The organism is Nocardia sp. NPDC006044, from assembly GCF_042871115.1.
Classification (GTDB): Bacteria; Actinomycetota; Actinomycetes; order Mycobacteriales; family Mycobacteriaceae; genus Nocardia.
The window spans coordinates 354,463-369,406 of record NZ_JBIAID010000001.1 but is presented as its reverse complement, the minus strand read 5'-3'; the positions used below and the strand labels follow the sequence as shown (position 1 = coordinate 369,406).

Genomic DNA, 14,944 nt, shown 5'->3' with positions numbered 1-14,944 from the left:
CGCGGTCGCTGCCCGACGGATCAGCCGATCACGGTACAAGCTCATCGACCGGTGCCGCGCGGGGCGCGTAACCGGTCGATGAGTTGATCGAACCCCCACCAGAACAGTCGACCGGCGATCGACATGTACACGAAGAACCCGAGATAGACCCAAATCGCGCCGTAGCTGTCGGCCCAACCAGGCATCCGGTTCAAGCACGCGAACGCGGCGACGAGCATTACCACCCCGATCACCACCGCTGCCACGCTGCGCAGCGGCACGCTCGCACTGTCGCCGAGGTGTTCGTCGCTTGTCGGATGGTTTCGCGCGGGAGAAGTGGTGGTCATCGTCGAGTCCCCTTCGTCGAACCGGTACCGGAGCTGATCAAAGAAAAAGCAGAACTGGCACAGCGACGAACTGTTATATGCGGAAGCTATCACATGGAACCAGTTGACCTGCGGCGATACCCCGAGATGCCCCGCCGACCGGTCCCTGAGAGCAGGCTTACACGTAGACGGGGTCACCGTAGACCGAGAACGAATCAGTGCTCGTCGGTGTCGCCAGCGACACCGTCACCACAGACCGGATCGACACCGGTCCACCGCAGGCGTCGACCTTCATCTCGGCCTCGCGTGTGGCGATCGATCCGTACGCGCCGCTGAGTGGTTTCGCGCCCAGCACCATCTGGGTGATGCCGCCGGGCTTGAGGGTCCCGGACACGCTGGGGCTGAGGCCGGCGTTGCCACCGACCAGACCGGAGGGATACTGCGAAACCGTCACCACGCCGTTGACGCCGACGTTGAGTCCGAGCCCGGCAGTGAGCCCGGTGCTTACGTCGATCTGGCAGCCGAGTTGCAGCCCGATCTGCACGGCCGCCGCGTTCACCGGTGCGCGGCCTTCGCCCTCGATGGATACCGCGCCTTTGAGGCTGTAGAAGCCTTCGCGCGTGTAGGCCGTGGCGGCCAAATTGGGCCAACGGTCCAACTTTTCATCGGTTTTGAACACATTGACGACCCACCCGTCATCGGTGGTGAACGAACCGAACTTGTCCGGCGTCGGATCGGCCACGGCAATCCCGGTGCCCGACAACATAACTAGCGCGACGGAAACGATGGAAACGCATGTGAACAACACTGAACCACGGCCGAACAATGATCCGCCTCCTCGGCAACCGGGTGACATCAGCGAACACGCAAACCCGAACGACCATAGGCGCAAACAAACACAGACAGTAACCGACACGCTCAATCACGCTGAACCGCGTGCTGCGATCAACTCGGCGGCACCATCGCCAAGTACCGCAATGCCAGGAGCAGATTCACCATAGCCTCGGTCACCGAATATCAAAGCAGTTGGCGCGCCCAGACATACGGGCTGGACGGTCGGTTACAGCAGTCTGGAGCACCTGTGTCTTGATGAGGGAATTCATGTTTCGCAAACTGGTGTGGGTTCTGATCGACCGAATAAGAGGGCGGCGGACGCTACGTTATGGTTCCGGTTCCGAATCGGTTCGTGAAGGGCTGGAACATCGCCTGCCACCGCGGCGGTACCCACAATATGGCTAGGCATTCGGGCCAACCAATCAGCACGATGCCGGTCGCCCACCACGGCAACCGGCACCAACCTCCGCAAGTCCAAAACCGCCACCCAGCAACATATCCGGCAACACCTAGCTCCACGACAAGCCCCCCACAAGAACTACCGCCCGAATAGCGCCCGTCACCGATATCGGAAACACCCATCGCGCAACACAATAGAGAACATCCACCTCCTCAAATGCGGGCATAAGCATCCCGCTGGCCGCACCCGCGACCCAGTTGAGACACGCGAGAGATTTACTGAACCAACCAGAACCATTCCTCATACCCGACCGAATGGCCTGTTCTGAATAACGGGACGATCGCTGGTTCATCTCGGACGAAGGATCCACATATCGGCGTGTCTCATCGAGCACGTTTCCCCGAACACATGCGAAGCCAGCAACCAAGGTGTAATGGCCTCCAAACGCTCTGACCCCGAGGCACAGTCAGCCGCACAGTCTCCGACTCGGACACCGCTTCGAAGTAGTTAGCCCTGGAGCGGTGAGAGAAGCGAACGTTCGTCAAGAGAGTCCGAATCCGGGCCCCACGGGAAGCACCCGGCTTCCGCGCCGCCTCGACGAGTCGGCCGAATCCGATTTCGAGAGGCCCGCGACGTCCAGGTCGGCGCGCAGGCCAATCGCGCCTCGCGCGGGGGCACCAGCACGGTCGAGCCCCCATCAGGGCAGCCGCATCGACCGCTATACCGAGGGGACAAGGGCCGGATCCGCCGCGCCGACAGCCCCGCCCGGAACTTCCCGCCACCGCCGGTCTGCGCAGTGGTGCGGTCGATCGGCTGGGGTCTACGTCGTCATCCGACGAGTCGATCATTGGTCCATAAACTCCCCAACTGTGGCGATTTTCGAACACCTTGGCGCTGGCCATAGCGTCGAGTAGGCCGCCGTAAACCGCTGGGATACACTGGTTTATCTGAACTTTGATAGATCAGTGGACAGTAGTTGCCGAGAGGCGAGCAGGCAGAGCACCGCTCCAGGCGAGACACTCTGGCCGAATTTGTTGCACATTCGCAACAGGCCGTGATAGGTTGTCAACACACCGAGCGTCTAGAACACATGATCGTTCGGTGCCGAACTCACGGACGGCATCTGAGAAAACAGCACCTTGCCTGACGCCCCGCACCGAAACGTCAGTAGCGAAGCCGGTAAACCCTGCATGCCGGTGTGCTATCAGGTTCCGTCCGTGTACCGCCGACTCGGGGCGTGACCTCATCTAGCGCCCCGAGTCGGCTAAATAGCCGGGGCCGAGCAATCCTGACCTGCTGAACCGCGCGGGTCTATGTCGAAAATACATTTCCGGTAAATGAGCGATGATCAGTGCGGTTCAGATCGACCGCCGATCACCGACGAGTGGCGCGCCGAGGTCGCGTTGCCGACCGAAATCTGCTGCCACACCGTGACGCCTGACCAGGTCAGGCGTTGCCATTCTATAAGGTTACGACAATGGCAAAACCGCAGACGAGTAGCTGGGCTGTGCGTGCCTGGTTTCTCCAGCTCGGGGCTTTCACACTCACCTTCGGCCTGCCAACCGTAGCGGCGCTCATAGTGTTCGTGACGAGGCGACCACCGTCGTGGGGTGCACGATGGAGACAATATATTGGTGGTCGGGATATACAGCATTCGGTTTCATGGCACTGGCATTGTGGGTGGCCAATCGTCGGCTCGGACTCAATGCGGCGGAACTGGGCCTGCGTAACAGGCTGCCGACCGGAGCACAATTTCTCGGTGCGATAGGTATCAGCTACCTTGCATTGTGGCTGGGCCTGACCGTCATGGGCTCCTTTCCGCAATGGATTACCGACGACCAGGTGCCAGGACACAGCTCCCCCAGCGCCGCCGTACTATATTCCGTGCGCGCCGGCGTGGTCGAGGAAGCCGTGATCCTAGCACTCCCCATGGCGATAATGGCTCGCCTCCGCTTTCCCTGTGGGCGCAGCTGCTGGTACTGACAGCTCTGCGGCTGCCGTTCCATTTGTACTACGGCCCGGCGGCGCTGCTGCTCGTTTTGGTCTGGTGCGCACTGGTGCGGTTCGCGTACAGCAGAACCCGGCTGGTCTGGCCGTTCATGGTTGGACATATGTTTTACGACCTGAATGTGCTCGTCGTTCCGTCCGGCCCGATGCGCGCGCTGATCACACTCACCATGCTCGTATTCGGCGTGTTCGCCTGCCGGTCACTGTGGAATCAGCGAATCGCGGTAGACCGCCCGGTGTAGGCCGGCTGCGGCATTATGCGGGAGCCGCCGCCCAGCTGTCCGGACCGAAGACCTCGTAGTGGATGTTGTCTGCCGCGACGCCCTTGTCGAGTAATCCTTGGCGAATGCCGAGCATGAACGGCAGCGGGCCGCACAGATATGCGCGGGTACCGGCGGCGACGGTGATCTCGTTCAGGCTCGCACGGCCTTCGTAGACCGAGGATTCGGGACCGCGGGCGGCGAGGTCCTCATACCAACGGTGCATCACCGCCGAGGGGAGGCGATCGACGAGTTCGGCAAGTTCCGCACGGTGGGCATGGCTGCTGGGGGAACGGTCGGCGTGCAGCACCGAGATCGGGCGGGCATCGGCGGTGGCGGCGAGGTGGCTCAGCATCCCCACCATCGGGGTGCAGCCGATGCCCGCCGAGGCCAGCAGCAGCGGCGCGTCGTCATCGTGCAGCACCAGGTCCCCGAACGGAGTGGTCACCTCTAAGGCGTCACCTTCGAAAACGTTGTGGTAGAGGAAGTTTGATACCTCACCCGCCGGAGCGGTCGAGCCACCCGGCGAGGTTTGGGGCGCGACTCGTTTGACGGTGATACGCCAATCATCACTCGACGGGGCACTGGACAGGCTGTACTGGCGGATCTGGCGTGCACCGTCCCCGAGACGCACACCGACCGAGAGATACTGCCCCGGCGAAAACGACGGCAGGGCTTTGTTATCGACGGAAGTCAGCACGAACGACACCGTGTCCGCGGACTCGTAGCGCCGTGCGAGTACTCGTACCCGCCGCCATACGTCGCCTACCGCGACACCTGCGTCTCGGTAGAGGCGCGACTCCATCGCTATCAGCATCTCGGCCATCAGCCAGTAGACCTCGTTCCACGCCGCGGCGACCTCGGCGGTAACGACATCGCCGAGCACCTCGACGATGGCCTCGAACAAGTACTTGTGCACGATCCGATACTGATCGGGCCGAATCCCCAAGGAGGCGTGCTTATTCGCGATTCGCGACAGGATGAGATCGACGCGCGTCTGATCGGGTTCGAGTTGCAGTGCCGCGAAAGCCGCTATGGCGCCGGCGAGTGCCTTCTGCTGATCGCCCTGGCTCTGGTTACCACGATTGAACAGGTCCCGTTCGAGTTCGGGATGAGCGGCGAACATCGTGCGATAGAACAGCGTCGTGATGTCGTCGATCGCGGCGCCTACCGTCGGCAGAGTGGCGCGGATGGTTTCCGTCGTGGCCGCCGAAAGCATGTCATTCTCCGATCGTTGCAGGAATCTGGGAATTGGTGCCAAGTGCACGAGGCGTTCAGGACGACAGCATCCGGAACAGCTGTTCCACCGGCGGACGAACTACGTTCTGCACGGGTTCCGGCAAAAGACCCAAGAACTGCTCCACCAGTTCAGGCAACGGCCGCGTTGCCCGTTCGGGCGCACGGTGCCAAGGCCGTTCGGGTGCGTCTCGCCAGGGCCGTTCGGGTGCGTTTTGCCGTGGCGGCTGCGGCGGAACGGGGCGGAACCGCGCCCGCTCGTTCTGCCACCGGGTATTGCCGTAGCGATCGACGCCGAACCGGTAACCGTCCCTGTCGTAACCTGAGCGATCGAAGCCTTGACGATCGAAGCCACTCCTGTCATATCCGAATTGGTCGTAGCCATCCGGCCCGTACTGACCGTGGTTTCTGTTGCCGCGAGGCCACGGGACGGAGTCGTAATCCGGCGTCGGACCGTCGCCCGTCGCTGGACCAGTCTCAGTCGCCGGACCGCCTGTCGCCGGGTCACTCTTTGTCGCCGGGCCACCCGTCGCCGGGTCACTCTTTGTCGCCGGGCCACCCGTCGCCGGGTCACTCTTTGTCGCCGGGCCACCCGTCGCCGGATCACTCTTTGTCGCCGGATCAATCCCTTGCGCCGGGCTGCCTCCTGTTGCGGGCGAATCCTTCCTCGGAGGGGCACTACCGGGAGATGCCTGACTGCTCGTCGTGGAGTCCGGGTCGGCGTACGCGGGTGCCGCCGCTACCGACATAGCGGCGGGTCCGACAACAAGGGTCGCTCCGAGCGCGGCCGCGATGAGTTTTCTACGGACGGTGTGATCTTGCTTTCGCATCGAAATGGCCTTTCATTCGCATTGCCCGCACACCGATGGCGCCGGACTAGTGGACGGACACGGTCTGTCGATGCCCGCACCCCTTGGGGGCTGGTCTCGAGCTCGCGAGCTCCCCGTCCGCCGACATCCAGAGACGAACCTGCTGACATAGTAGCGGGACATTCTGTGACAATTCTGAGACGCAGACGTTGGCGCACCTGACTGCATACGCGTCGTTCTACCCGGCGATTCACACCACCAACAGCAGCGAGGACGTCCGCAATAGTCCGAACGATTGGTAGCCAACTGCTTGCCAGAGTGTTGCGTATGTGAAACACTCTCTACCTGCAACAGCTCAAGACTGACGCGGTCACGCACTCGTCGGCAACACCGATCGTCGCCGGCATCGGAAGACCCGACCGAGGAAGGACATATGCCGACATGTCACCGAAGCCACTCGAAGCAGATCTTCGCGTGCTGGTCTATCTACGCGGTACGCGCATGGACTTCGCCGCCTGCGCGTCGGCTGCCGGCACATTCATCCGCGAGGCGCGAGTCTCCGACAGTTACGACTCCGTGCGGGTTCTGAAAGCAGATACCAGCGGACTACCTCGACTACCGTGCGAAAAGTTATATCTCGGCCCGGCCGCGCGCCCGATTCACCGTCCCGACGGGCGCCCACGCCACCTCCGCAAAAAACGCAAAGCGGCACCGAAAACCTCCGAGGCCAGTGATTCTCCCCACCAGAGGCATAACGTGAAAAACGTCGGAAAAAAAGAAGTCGCATTGACCCTGTTCGTAGCTTTCATGGCAATCGCGGCAATCGTCGTAGCTGTACTCTTCGGTTTGTTCGCACAAAGATGAGCGCACAACGTCTCTGTGGCAGTGTCGATCCCGACACCTTTTTCCCGGATGGAAGAGGCGACCGAGCCGCACGGGTCGCCTACGCACAGGCGATCTGCCTCAGTTGCCCCGCGCTTCGCCAATGTGCGGCCGAAGCGCTTCGGCTCGGCATCACGCAGGGCATTGTCGCTTCCGTCGATTTAGGGCATTTATCCGAACAAATGAGTCCAGCGGCGAAAAAGAATTTGCAGGCGGTCGCCGCAGGCTACGTCCTACGCCCAGCCCGATAACGCACTGGGCATCAGCTGGCGTCGGATCGATGCCTCAGCCGATCACACCCGTCACACCGGCCAGTTGGCCTACACCATAAGTTATTGCCATCCCCAGCGCGCCGCCGAATACGATCCGCGGGACGGCCCGCCGGCACGCGCTTCCACCCAGCTCGGCACCGAGCGCCTTCGGGTCCAGGCCGAGCTCGATCCTCGGCGTGAGCGGTGAACGCGTCGTGCGCGGTCAATTCCTCGGCTACCGTGCGCGCTGTCGCAGCGGACAGCCCCTTGCTCCGCATTATGCTCGCCAGTTCGGCGAGTTCGAGCTCCGGCTCTTCCCGTAACTCGCGCGCCTCTTCGGCGAGCAGCGCGCGCTCTGAATCCCGCTGGGTACTCACCGATACGTACTCGCTGACCGCCACCGAGATCGCGCCCGCCGCCAGGCCGGCGATACCCGCAGCCAACTAGTGCCACCGCTGTCACGGGACCTTTCACGCTTCATCGTGGACCAACGTACCGTAATTGATTCAATGTAGTTCAAGGTTGAAACATTCGTTTCAGGTGCTACCGATCGTGATCCGCAGCCCCGGATTCGCCGCGAGCACGGCGGTCAGCGGCTGGGCATACATGCGAACCGAGAGTCCGGCCGGATCGATTCCGCCGCCACTGACGAGACCGACTGCGTATGGGCCGCTCATCACCGGCCCGCCGCTATCGCCCTTGAAGGTGGGGACATCGGTCATGAACATGCCGGTCCGTCGCGCGCCGTCGACCGGTTTCGTGACGACCTCGACCGCAGTGATGGTCCCGCAGGTGAAGCCGGTCAATGCACCGGACTTACACACGGGTGCGCCCACTACCGGCTCAGTGACACCGGTGACCGCGACGTCCGCCGCGCCCCGGGACGAGACGAGATTGTTCGAGAACGTCGGCGCCCACGACTCGTCGAAGGCGATGATCGAGTAGTCCATCTCGCCGTTCACCCGCTTGGCGAACCGGCCGACTTCGGCGAGTTCCGGGCCGGCTGCCGACGGAACCACCATGCGTATCGCGGCCGGGCCGGCCGGGGGAACCACGGTGGGCGCGCAATGCCCGGCCGAGAGTGCCACCGCGCCGCCCGCCGCATCGACAGCGTGGAAACCCGTAGTGCACAACTCGAATTCCCCGCCCTGTTCGCGCACGTAGGCCGACCCGGCCGGCACCGCTCCAACGGACCCAGTCGCCGCACTCACCGATCGAGCCGGCGGCTCGTCAGCGGCATCGGCGCTCCGCGGTTCTGGCGAGCTCGATTCCGCCGGTGTGCGCACCGCATTACGCCGCAGGTCAAGACCCGCGCTGGCGACATCCGGTAGCCGGCTCGCGACACTGCCCAATGCCTGTGCGCGCTCGTGGCGTAAAGCGGCTACGGACTTGTCCACCAGCCGAGTCTCGAAACCGGACCTTTCCGCCAGAGCGCGTATCGGCCCCGCCCGCTCACCTCGGACGACACCGACGACCGGGCGTCCCGCTTCATCGATCCACACCCCGCCATAGGCATCCGGGTGGTGTGCCGCCATACGTGCCCCGATCTCCCCCAGGCGCCGTGCGGAAGTCGCTTGACGGAGATACTCGGTGGTTGTCATCCCGAGGTCACGGCGCAGGGCGTCGGCCAGTTCGAGCACGACGGGCTCTTCTACCGCCGTCGCATGCGCAGACGACCAGCCCGCGCCCGACAATGCCGCAGCCATGGCGATCGGCACCATCGCAAGACGGCACGCCGAGCTCCTGAGGGCACGTGCGGAAGTTGACCCCATCTTCGCCTCCTCAACGCAAGGATCTTTGCTACACATTAGCAACATAATGAGTCATATGCGAAACACTCGCGAGCTAACGTGGGACCGTCCACGAGTGTCGACGGATGTCGGCAGCCTTAGCGGCAGCGCCCGCCACCCAGATCGGCCGTCTCCGCCCGAACCGGCTCGCACCCCGGAGGCACCCACCCGTCGCTCCAGAACCGCAGCGTTGCAGTAGCAGAGCACGAGGGGCACGAAGAGTGTCAATATCCCAGGGTTATCTCGTAATTTCCCAGTTCACATCTCAAAGGACGTCATCGTTCACACGACAGATGTTGCATATTTGCAACATCTGTTGTAGCGTGAACATCGGCGGAAGCGCAATGCGGCATCGCATCGCCGCTCCGCCGTAGCGTCACAGCGCTGGCTCGGCCAGGGTGAATTGCGACCGCCCCTCCCTCATCGGGACGGTCGTAGACGAGCAGGTCTGGACAACCCGCCTTTTTCACCCCGGCGATCCGGCTCGTTTGTGACTATCGGCTCGGGGCCTGCAACAGTGGCCCCGAGCCGAGCTGCTTTCGACCATTATTTCATTCGTCGATCCAGACCATGCGGTACCCGCGTCGCCACACGACTTCGTCCCCACCCAGAATGCATCCGGATGGGGACGAAGCGCCGGTCAAGGCGACTGCCGCTCTACGCTCAGTTCGCCAGAATCGCGAGCGGGAGGGTGGAAAGCGTCGTAGAACCCAAACTGCCCAGTACCGGCAGCGCCATCAAGGATCCGAGACTACCCATTACTACTCTCCTTTGTTCGAGCCCGATCCACCGCGGAAAGCCCGCGCCGGATCGGATCTAGATGTGAATTGCAGCGCCGGTCAGTCCGTTAGGCGCCCAGCAGCGCCGAGCCCACCGCCGGCAGGCTGGAAAGCGCGCCGGCTCCGATAGATCCCAGGGCACTGCCCACGATCGGGAGGGATACAAGAGACCCGAGACTGCCTAGCATTTCGTACTCCTTCACTCGTGCTCGATATCGCCACTGCGAAACAGTGTCGACCGAGCGCTTTATTCAAATTGGCAACATAGTTGCGATTATCGAAAAACTTGCAGCAGCCAGGTCAGCTGATCACGCCGAGACCTCTGGCAAGCACCGGCCAGGACTCCTTGAACATGTCTTCCCAGTAGCCCCAGGAGTGCGAACCACTTTTATCGACGTCATAGGTCGCCGAAATGCCCAATTCATTCAGGCGCTGCCGGAATCTGACCGTGGTCTGATGGACCTGCGTTTCCAGGAGTCCGCCCACAACAATTTGATTGCCGAGAGCGATGGGACCCGGCGCGATCAGGTGGGGATCACCGAGTTTATCATGAATGCCGGGAGATCCGGTTCCGGACGAAATGAAGATTTGCTTTCCACGCAATTTTTCCGCTTGCACGTAGGGGTCATTCTTCGCCCATTCCGGACTGTCGGCGGGCCCATACATGTTGGTGACGTCACCGCCGCCCGCACTGACCACCGTCTCGACCAGAGAATGCCCTAGCTGGTCGCTGATCCCGAGAATGCCGCTATAGGCCGCGACCGAACGATAGAGGTCAGGACGGGCGATCGCCAGCTGAAGTGCCGACGTTGCCGCCATGGACAGACCCGCGATCGCGTTGACCCCGTTGCCGTGGAACTGGGCGTCGACCAGCGGCGGCAACTCTTCGGTCAGGAAGGTGCGCCATTTGTTCACGCCGAGGGCCCGATCGGGCCGGTCCCAGTCCGTGTAGAACGAAAATTTTCCGCCGACCGGCTGGACGACATTCACGTTCCGCTGCGCGAGGAAATTCAGCACATCTGTCTGCCGTTGCCAGGTGGCGGCATCCTCGCCGCCGCCACCGCCGTTGAGCAAATACAGAGTGGGAGCATTGCCCTGAGCTTGCGAACGTTGCACCTCTACGGAGATGTTGCGTTTCATCGCTGCGGAATACACGCTCAGCCGGAAATTTCGGCCGTTGACGGAAACCATATCGACGATACGCGAGCCGTCGCCGGACCGCAGTTCCGCGCTGCCGGCTTGTCCCTCGCCGGCCGCCGGGTTCTCCGCGGCAACCGCGTATCCGCCGCCGGCCAGGGGCAGGAGTACTCCCGCCGTAATGAGTGCCAGTACTTTGCCCACCCTGTGTCTCGACCGCACGCAGCGGGGCATCTTGTTCTTCACAACTACTTCACATTCCTTGATTTCGAGGGCAGATCGCCACAGAAGAGATCACCGAAGCCAGGCGCAGCGCGGCACGACCCAGGCAGGCGAACATCTACACCTAAACTACAACACCATGTTCCATATTCGCAACACTCTGCCAAGGTGGCGATGGTCGGTCAACTACCACGAGCGCCGCGGAACATCTGATGATCATGAGCTTGAGCAGCAGCTATGTCCGCGTTCTCATTTATAGAGCCTGGCAGCGATAACGCGATATACGCCACACTTCGCAACTTGCGCAACAAGCACCGAGTCTTAGACCGGACCGCCAGACGACGCGTCCGGTACATGATGTTGCATTATCGGGATGCCGTTCTGCATACTGGGACGGCCAGATCCCACATCCGACCAGCACCACCCCGCGATGTTGGTCATCCGACCATGACTATCGACTTACGAGCCGAAGGGCACGCGCACCAGTTCGATGACTCAGCTATCACCAACCGCCCCGCCGTGCAGTTCGACCTCGTCATCACGCTGCCCGTGCGGTCGCACCACACGAGCGGAAGACACCGTCGACCGGAATGGCGCCGCTGTGCCGGAAGGGCTGCCAACGTGAGCACGAGTTTCATGTTCTATTTCGTCAGTTGTGCCGTCGCGGTCGCGACGATCGTGCTGCGCGTGACCCGCTGGCGATCCCTTCCCCAATCCCGGCCTTTCACCATCGCGTTGAGCCTGCTCCTGGGCGGTGTGGTCCTGCGACACCCCGCCCTGCTGGGCACCGGGTGGGTGCAGTCCGCGTACGACACCAACGTCCACCTCGCGAACTTCACCTGCCTGCTCGGAGACCTCCTACTCGCCGCGGCGGCCGGATATATCGGCAGCGTGGTCCTGCAGGCCTGGGGCTTGAGCCGGGTGCGCCGTTGGCTGGCGTACGGCATCGCGGCGACCGCGCTGGCCATGACAATTTTGTGGGCCATCTCGGACGCACCGCTCACCCCGATCAGATACGTCGGCGACCTCGGTGGGCCGGCACTGATCTATACGTATATCGCCGCCACCACCATTCTGATTGCCAACGCGGCCGTCCTCATTTCCATCCTCGTTGTCCGCGCTGCCCGAAAGATACGGCTCGCACTGATGCCACTCGCGCTGGCCGCGGTTTTCGGCGTGATCGGCAATGTGCTGAGGATCGGCACCCATGGCGTCGGTGGCGTTTTCGTCACGTTGCGGGATCGGCTGGAAGGGCCCTTATCCGCGGCAATGATCCTGCTGTATTCGATATCCGGGCTGATCGGCTATGCCATGACGGCTCACCTGACCGCTTCGGAAACATCTCCACCTGTCGTCGGCTGCGACCCGGCACGCGGGCGGCACGCACCCCGCCGAAGCAATGCATGCGCTGACGATCTATTCAACCGCGTACGAAATGAATAAGGAGCACGCGATGTCACCGCAGATAGTGTTCGCCGCCTACCGCACCGCCCTCGTCACCAACGACCTGTCCCCACTTGCCGATACCCTGGCCGCAGATGTCATCGGCTACGAGCTGAACGGCAACCTGCTCGCGGGCAAGCACTGCGGACGGCACGAGGTGCTCGCGATGATCCGCCGCAGACATGCCAAGGCCGGTGGCCGATACTTCGAGATCGACTCGGTGATCAGCGGAAGCCTGCTCGCGGCTTTGACGGCCACCGTCCCAGCGGCACGTGCACAGAGCAACCTTCCCGAACGCCATGTCGATATCTTTCGCGTCCAAGACGGCGCGATCGTCGAGGCGTGGATGGACTGGGATCGGAGCCGGTAGTCACCTTGAATATGTCTGTGCCCCGGCCCGCTGGACCGGGGCACAGACATTTCCAAGGTGCGGTCAGGGTCTCCGTGAAGCATCCGGCGCCAGCATCGCCTTCAGGAACTGTCCGCTCGCCCCGAGCAGCACCGGCGCCTGCGCCGCCACACCGCCGATCGCCGCACCGATCGCCGCGCCGCCGAGACAGCCGACCGCATCCTCCTCGGGCATCACGAACTCGGTCGATGTCACAACAGAGACGACGCTGCCGGCCGGCAAGCCCACCAGGCACCCGATCCCCGCTCCCACCGCGGTACCGAGCATCCCGGTGATGGGACTCCCCGCACCGATCTCCAGGTTCAGCGTGTTGAGCGCCCTGTCCAGCTTTTCATCGAAGCCTGGAGCGCCTGGCAGCAGCGGGCCGCCGGTGTTGTGCCGCGGCACAACCGATGACACAGGCGCGGCGTGCGCGACTGTAGCGCTCCCTACGCTCGCTACCGCGGCGGCCGCCACTGCCGCGACTACGGACCTTATCTTCATTGGTCATCTCCGGTTTCGTACTAGACCTTCGGTTTCCTTGCCGTCCCGGCCCATAGCGTCCAGGCCGAGGGTCAGGCTAGACGGTGGAGATTAGTGAAATATTAAGTGCCGCAACGGATTTTAACGGCGCGCTAATGACCCGCTGTTAGCCTGCGCCTGATCCGCCGCACGCCCGCGCCGGATCCGGAGCGAAAGCGAAACCGCCATGCAGACACAGAAGTTCATTTCCGGCGCCGCACTCGCCGTTGCGGCGACCGCGCTGACCGCCGGTGTCGCCACCGCGGGGCCACCCGCCGGTGTCGCGACACATACCACCCCGGCCGTGCACGAAGTCGTGCCACATCCCGAACATCCGCTGGTCCCCGAACCCCACGAGCAACGACGAGAGTCCGGGCCGGAAGCACATCGCGGCGCGACCGCGCACCTCACCGACCCGGAAAAGCGGTCGATCAAGGCGTACACCACGAACGGGGGCTACACCGAGCTGAACAATGCTCTCCGAGAGGGCAATCCGAACCCGGAGCAGCAGGCGGAGATCGCTCGGATCGAGGCCGGCCTCACAAAACTCCCGGCATTCCACGGGACCGTCTATCGCGGCATCATGCTCCCTCCGGATTCGACCGCGCTCGCCGATTACGCGCCGGGCCGGATCGTGACGGAACGCGCCTTCACCTCTACCTCGACGGTGAAGGCTAATGCGGAGTCCTTCTCCGACATACCGCCCGCCGGCGCCACCGGCGCCGGTCCCCGGGTGGTCTTCGAGATCACCTCGCGCAACGGCCGGGAGTTGCCGCCCGAGCTGTCCGCCTACCGGAACGAGAAAGAGGTGTTGTTCGCGCCCGGGACCAAGTTCCGGGTCGAGGACAAGGTCCCTGGAACCGGTGGGACCGATTGGATCGTCCGCATGGTCGAGCTGTAGCCACCGTCGTGCGCCGGGCCGGCCGCTACCGGCCCGGCACGGCAGCCGGGATCAACCGCCGAGCCGGTACTGGTAGCCGACGAGCGGGATGGTGTGAATGAATCCGTGGCACCCGGCGTCCGCGAGCTTCCGGCGGATGTAGCACAGGTAGACGGCTACGACGTTGCTCTTGCGCGCGGCCGCACCCCACACGAGCTCCGCGATGGCCTCTCGGCTGAGCACGATTCCCGCATTGACCGCGAGCACTTCGATGATGGCGAACTCCGTGTTGGTGAACTTCGCGACAACGTTCGAACCCCGCCGAGCTTCCCTGGATCGACGGACCAGTTGGAGACCGCCGAACTCGAACCAGCCGTCCTGATCGTCCACCATGCCCGACATGCGGTCTACCCGCCGGACCAGCGCTCGCGCCCTGGCCTGGAACTCAGCGACGTCGAAAGGTCTACCGAGGCAATCGTCGGCGCCGGCCTCCAGTGCGAGCACCCGCTCCGAGGTCCGGCCCGGGGCGGTGAGCAGCAGAAGCCCGGTGCGGTCACCGCCGGTGCGCACCGACCGGCACAGTGTCACCGCGTCTACCGCGGGCGGCCCGGTCTCGGCGACGATCAGGTCGAATCGTCGGTGGGCAAGCAAAGCCACCGCGGCCGAACAACTCTCGACCTGATCGACGACATGACCGTCCACCGCTCGGAGCATCTCGGCGTACCGGAGTCGCGTCGCCGGATCCCCGCTCACCACCAAGATCGACGCGGGCTCTCCCCACTGTTCGCTCACCAGCACA

Annotated in this window: 14 protein-coding genes and 2 pseudogenes; 8 read left to right on the top strand and 8 right to left on the bottom strand. The window is 63.2% G+C overall.

Annotation, left to right across the window (positions count from 1 at the left end; translation table 11 throughout):
* Positions 1–41: 41 nt before the first annotated feature.
* Both ACFYO1_RS01795 and ACFYO1_RS01790 read right to left on the bottom strand, forming a co-directional pair.
* Entirely contained in the window at positions 42–326 is a 285-nt protein-coding gene (locus ACFYO1_RS01795) for a hypothetical protein (protein ID WP_387226158.1), read from the bottom strand.
* 157 nt (positions 327–483) lie between these two features.
* Complete coding sequence (locus ACFYO1_RS01790; protein ID WP_387226156.1) at positions 484–1,047, bottom strand: MspA family porin; 564 nt, start codon at positions 1,045–1,047, stop codon at positions 484–486.
* A gap of 2,154 nt (positions 1,048–3,201) precedes the next feature.
* On the opposite strand from ACFYO1_RS01790, the gene ACFYO1_RS01785 reads away from it, so the two are divergent.
* The 3 genes and pseudogenes from ACFYO1_RS01785 to ACFYO1_RS01775 all read left to right on the top strand — a co-directional run bounded on the left by ACFYO1_RS01785 (position 3,202) and on the right by ACFYO1_RS01775 (position 3,788).
* Entirely contained in the window at positions 3,202–3,522 is a 321-nt protein-coding gene (locus ACFYO1_RS01785) for a hypothetical protein (RefSeq protein WP_387226154.1), read from the top strand.
* A 23-nt stretch (positions 3,523–3,545) separates the two neighbouring features.
* Positions 3,546–3,605: pseudogene (locus ACFYO1_RS01780) on the top strand (hypothetical protein); the annotation flags it as partial.
* A gap of 45 nt (positions 3,606–3,650) precedes the next feature.
* Positions 3,651–3,788, top strand: a complete 138-nt coding sequence (locus ACFYO1_RS01775; RefSeq protein WP_387231921.1) for a hypothetical protein — start codon at positions 3,651–3,653, stop codon at positions 3,786–3,788.
* Positions 3,789–3,801: 13 nt separating this feature from the next.
* On the opposite strand, the gene ACFYO1_RS01770 is transcribed toward ACFYO1_RS01775, so the two are convergent.
* Positions 3,802–5,025: a globin domain-containing protein gene (locus tag ACFYO1_RS01770; RefSeq protein ID WP_387226152.1), complete on the bottom strand. Its 1,224-nt coding sequence runs from the start codon at positions 5,023–5,025 to the stop codon at positions 3,802–3,804.
* A 1,267-nt stretch (positions 5,026–6,292) separates the two neighbouring features.
* On the opposite strand from ACFYO1_RS01770, the gene ACFYO1_RS01765 reads away from it, so the two are divergent.
* Positions 6,293–6,715, top strand: coding sequence for a hypothetical protein (locus ACFYO1_RS01765; protein ID WP_387226150.1), 423 nt, complete (start codon positions 6,293–6,295; stop codon positions 6,713–6,715).
* Entirely contained in the window at positions 6,712–6,984 is a 273-nt protein-coding gene (locus ACFYO1_RS01760; RefSeq protein ID WP_387226149.1) for a WhiB family transcriptional regulator, read from the top strand. Before ACFYO1_RS01765 ends, ACFYO1_RS01760 begins: the two co-directional genes overlap by 4 nt.
* Positions 6,985–7,018: 34 nt before the next feature.
* Here the strand turns inward: ACFYO1_RS01760 and ACFYO1_RS01755 are convergent.
* The 3 genes and pseudogenes from ACFYO1_RS01755 to ACFYO1_RS01745 all read right to left on the bottom strand — a co-directional run.
* A pseudogene (locus ACFYO1_RS01755) lies at positions 7,019–7,427 on the bottom strand (VIT1/CCC1 transporter family protein); the annotation flags it as partial.
* Positions 7,428–7,520: 93 nt separating this feature from the next.
* The gene (locus tag ACFYO1_RS01750) at positions 7,521–8,165 is read right to left on the bottom strand and encodes a S1 family peptidase (protein ID WP_387226147.1); all 645 of its coding nucleotides are present in this window, start codon (positions 8,163–8,165) and stop codon (positions 7,521–7,523) included.
* A 1,688-nt stretch (positions 8,166–9,853) separates the two neighbouring features.
* Entirely contained in the window at positions 9,854–10,894 is a 1,041-nt protein-coding gene (locus ACFYO1_RS01745; RefSeq protein WP_387226145.1) for an alpha/beta hydrolase, read from the bottom strand.
* 465 nt (positions 10,895–11,359) lie between these two features.
* On the opposite strand from ACFYO1_RS01745, the gene ACFYO1_RS01740 reads away from it, so the two are divergent.
* On the top strand, positions 11,360–12,355 hold the full coding sequence (locus tag ACFYO1_RS01740; RefSeq protein WP_387226144.1) for a hypothetical protein: 996 nt from the start codon (positions 11,360–11,362) through the stop codon (positions 12,353–12,355).
* A 10-nt stretch (positions 12,356–12,365) separates the two neighbouring features.
* Positions 12,366–12,725: a nuclear transport factor 2 family protein gene (locus ACFYO1_RS01735; protein WP_387226143.1), complete on the top strand. Its 360-nt coding sequence runs from the start codon at positions 12,366–12,368 to the stop codon at positions 12,723–12,725.
* A 63-nt stretch (positions 12,726–12,788) separates the two neighbouring features.
* Here ACFYO1_RS01735 and ACFYO1_RS01730 read toward each other — a convergent pair whose 3' ends face one another.
* Positions 12,789–13,151, bottom strand: coding sequence for a hypothetical protein (locus ACFYO1_RS01730; protein WP_387226141.1), 363 nt, complete (start codon positions 13,149–13,151; stop codon positions 12,789–12,791).
* Positions 13,152–13,452: 301 nt separating this feature from the next.
* On the opposite strand from ACFYO1_RS01730, the gene ACFYO1_RS01725 reads away from it, so the two are divergent.
* On the top strand, positions 13,453–14,166 hold the full coding sequence (locus ACFYO1_RS01725; RefSeq protein WP_387226139.1) for an ADP-ribosyltransferase: 714 nt from the start codon (positions 13,453–13,455) through the stop codon (positions 14,164–14,166).
* Between the two features lie 51 nt (positions 14,167–14,217).
* Here the strand turns inward: ACFYO1_RS01725 and ACFYO1_RS01720 are convergent, their stop codons facing one another.
* Entirely contained in the window at positions 14,218–14,937 is a 720-nt protein-coding gene (locus ACFYO1_RS01720; RefSeq protein ID WP_387226137.1) for a response regulator transcription factor, read from the bottom strand.
* Positions 14,938–14,944: the final 7 nt, after the last annotated feature.